Origin of the sequence: Amycolatopsis kentuckyensis, from assembly GCF_002155975.1 — a bacterium.
GTDB classification, from domain to species: domain Bacteria; phylum Actinomycetota; class Actinomycetes; order Mycobacteriales; family Pseudonocardiaceae; genus Amycolatopsis; species Amycolatopsis kentuckyensis.
This window is the reverse complement of the sequence record NZ_MUMI01000521.1, coordinates 1-3,217: the sequence shown is the minus strand read 5'-3', so window position 1 is coordinate 3,217 and position 3,217 is coordinate 1. Positions and strand designations below refer to the sequence as shown.

Annotated in this window: 2 protein-coding genes and 1 pseudogene; 2 read left to right on the top strand and 1 reads right to left on the bottom strand. The window is 69.8% G+C overall.

Going from position 1 to position 3,217, the window contains the following annotated elements:
* Nucleotides 1-165: 165 nt before the first annotated feature.
* A pseudogene (locus CCN39_RS39750) lies at nucleotides 166-1,596 on the top strand (ABC-F family ATP-binding cassette domain-containing protein); the annotation flags it as partial.
* On the top strand, nucleotides 1,593-2,087 hold the full coding sequence (locus tag CCN39_RS39745) for a GNAT family N-acetyltransferase (protein WP_208630594.1): 495 nt from the start codon (nucleotides 1,593-1,595) through the stop codon (nucleotides 2,085-2,087). The pseudogene CCN39_RS39750 and the gene CCN39_RS39745, both read left to right, overlap by 4 nt.
* Nucleotides 2,088-2,402: 315 nt before the next feature.
* Here CCN39_RS39745 and CCN39_RS39740 read toward each other — a convergent pair.
* On the bottom strand, nucleotides 2,403-3,217 hold an 815-nt coding region (locus tag CCN39_RS39740), incomplete at its 5' end, for a carbohydrate ABC transporter permease (protein ID WP_434781154.1).

Sequence of the window (3,217 nt, the reverse complement as noted above, 5' to 3'; positions counted from 1 at the left end):
CACCGCGCCCGCCCGCGGGGCCGCGGCGATCTCCATCCGCAGCTCCCACTCCTTGCGCGGTTCCTCGACGACCTCCAGCCGCTCGATCATGCGGTCGGTCTGCCGCGCCTTCGACGCCTGCTTCTCCGTCGCCTCGGTGCGGAACTTGCGAGCCGCCTTGTCGTTGTCGGGCATCTGCCGCAGGAGCCGGAACGGCGCGAAGGCGAGTCGGTGCGGGCGTTCCTGGCGCGGCGCACCGGCGTCTCGGCGGCGCAGGCCGACCTCGACTCGGCGACCGAAGCGCTCACGGCGGGCTCTCCCGGCGCGGACGACCTCTACGCCGCGGCCCTGGACCGGTGGCTCGCCCTCGGCGGCGCCGACCTCGACGACCGGGCCGCCGAAGTGGCCGCCGACCTCGGCCTGGCCGTGGACCTGGACCAGCTGATGACGTCGCTGTCGGGCGGCCAGGCGGCCCGGGCGGGGCTCGCGTCGCTGCTGCTGAGCCGCTACGACGTCTTCCTGCTCGACGAGCCGACGAACGACCTCGACCTGGACGGCCTCGCCCGCCTGGAGCGGTTCGTGTCCGGCCTCCGCGCGGCGACCGTGCTGGTCAGCCACGATCGCGAGTTCCTGGCCCGGACGGTCGACCGCGTCGTCGAGCTCGACCTGGTCCAGCAGCAGGTGAACGTCTACGGCGGCGGCTACGAGGCGTACCTGGAGGAGCGCGAGGTCGCGCGCCGGCACGCGCGGGAGGACTACGAGGAGTACGCCGACACGAGGTCGTCCTTGGAGGCGCGCGGGCGGATGCAGCGGGCGTGGATGGAGAAGGGCGTCAAGAACGCCCGCCGGAAGCAGCCCGACAACGACAAGGCGGCTCGCAAGTTCCGCACCGAGGCGACGGAGAAGCAGGCGTCGAAGGCGCGGCAGACCGACCGCATGATCGAGCGGCTGGAGGTCGTCGAGGAACCGCGCAAGGAGTGGGAGCTGCGGATGGAGATCGCCGCGGCCCCGCGGGCGGGCGCGGTGGTCGCGACGTTGCGCGGCGCGGTGGTCCGGCGGGGCGGATTCACGCTCGGGCCGGTCGACCTGCAGATCGACTGGGCGGACAAGGTCGCCATCACGGGAGCGAACGGGTCCGGGAAGTCGACGCTGCTGGCGGCGCTGCTCGGCCGGGTCGAGCTTTCCGACGGGGCGGCTGCGCTGGGGCCAGGTGTCGTGGTCGGCGAGGTCGACCAGGCCCGGCGGCTGTTCTTGGGCGACGTCCCGCTCGTTTCGGCGTTCGCGCAGGAAGTCCCCGAGCTCGCCGACGCCGAGGTGCGGACGTTGCTGGCCAAGTACGGGCTCAAGGCGGCCCACGTGCTGCGCTCGGCGGCGACGCTTTCGCCGGGGGAGCGGACACGGGCGGCGCTGGCTTTGCTGCAGGCGCGCGGGGTGAATCTCCTGGTGCTGGACGAGCCGACCAACCATCTGGACCTGCCGGCGATCGAGCAGCTCGAGGCGGCGCTGGACAAGTACCCGGGGACGCTGCTGCTCGTGACGCACGATCGCCGGATGCTCGACGCTGTGCACGTGACGCGCCGGTTGGTGGTCGACGGGGGCAAGGTCAGCGAGCGGTGATCATCCGCGAGGCCACCGCCACGGACGCCGACTTCCTCACCGACATGCTCGTGGCGGCGGTCAACTGGTCGTCCGAGTGGAAGCCGAAGTCCCGCCGGCGCGTGCTGGCGGCTCCGGAGACCGCGCACTACATCGCGGGCTGGCCACGCGACGGCGACCTCGGCGTTGTCGCGGAGGTGGGCGGGGAAGCGGCCGGGGCGGCCTGGCTGCGCTTCTTCGGGCCCGAGGATCCGGGGTACGGGTTTGTGGCCGCTGATGTCCCCGAGCTGACGATCGGCGTGGCGTCTCGCTGGCGTGGACAGGGTGTCGGACGGGCGTTGCTCCGGGCTGTCGAAGCCCGCGCCCGGACGGCTGGGGTCGGGCGGATCAGCCTTAGTGTCGAACGCAAGAACTTCGCGCAGCGGCTCTATCTCGCGGAGGGCTACGAGGTTGTGGGTGAGGGGTCGGCGCAGTCGGACACCATGGTCAAGGTGCTCGGGTCACCGGGGTGATGGCGGGTGCTGTTGGGTGGGATCGCGTGCCGGGCGAGAGTTGTGAGCAGTGCTCTCGGATCGGAGCAGTGGTCGCCGTGCAGTGTGAGCGGTGCTCTCTAGGATGAGCGCTGCTCTCCGGCGGACGGTGCTCTCTCCGGTGAGCACTGCTCTCTCAGGTGAGCGGTGCTCTTTGAGGTGAGCGGTGCTCGCCGACGAGGGTGAGCGGTGCTCTCGTTTTGGAGCGCCGCATCGAGGCTCGGCGGAGCAGTGCTCTCGGATGTGAGCACCCCTCGCGTGGTGCGAGTGAGCAGTGCTCTCGTGCGAGAGCACTGCTCACCCCTTTGTCGCTCCGCCTGTCAGGCCCTTCACGAACTGCTTCTGCAGCACCAGATAGAAGATCAACACCGGCAGCGTCGCCAGGAACATCAGCGCGAACACGCTCCCCAGGTCCGCCTGGTACTGGCCGATCGATCGGTAGATGCCGGTCGTGATCGTTGTTCCCTGGCTGGGGCCGAGGATGATCAACGGGTCGATGAAGTCGTTCCAGATCCAGACACCCAGGAAGATCAAGACCGAGGCCGTTGCCGGGCGTAGCAACGGGAACACCACTCGCCAGAACACCTGCATGCGGCTCGCTCCGTCGAGCAGGGCCGCTTCCTCCAGTTCCACCGGCACACCCCGGATGAACCCCGTGAACACGAACACCCCGAACGGCACGTAATACCCGACGTTGAACAGGATCAGTCCCTGCAGGGTCGCCATCAGGTGGGTCACGCGCAGGACGTCGGTGATCGGGATCAGGATCACCTGGGGCGGGATCATCAGTCCGGCCAGGAGGACCAGCGTGAGGACCTTCGTCCACCGCTTGCCCGAGCGGGCCAGGTAGTGGCCGAGCATGGCCGACAGCACCGTCAGGACCAAGATCGACAGCACCGTCACCGCGATACTGTTCGTGAGACTCACCCAGAAAAGACCGTCCGGGCGGGTCAGGACCGCGTGGATGTTCGACAGCGTCGGCGGGAGAGGCAGGGACGCCGGCTCCTTGGCGATCAGCTCGCCCCGCTTGAACACGTTGGCCAGCACCAGATACAGCGGGACGAAGAACACCGCGCTGACGAGCAAGGCCACCGTGGGGCGGGCCAGCGAGC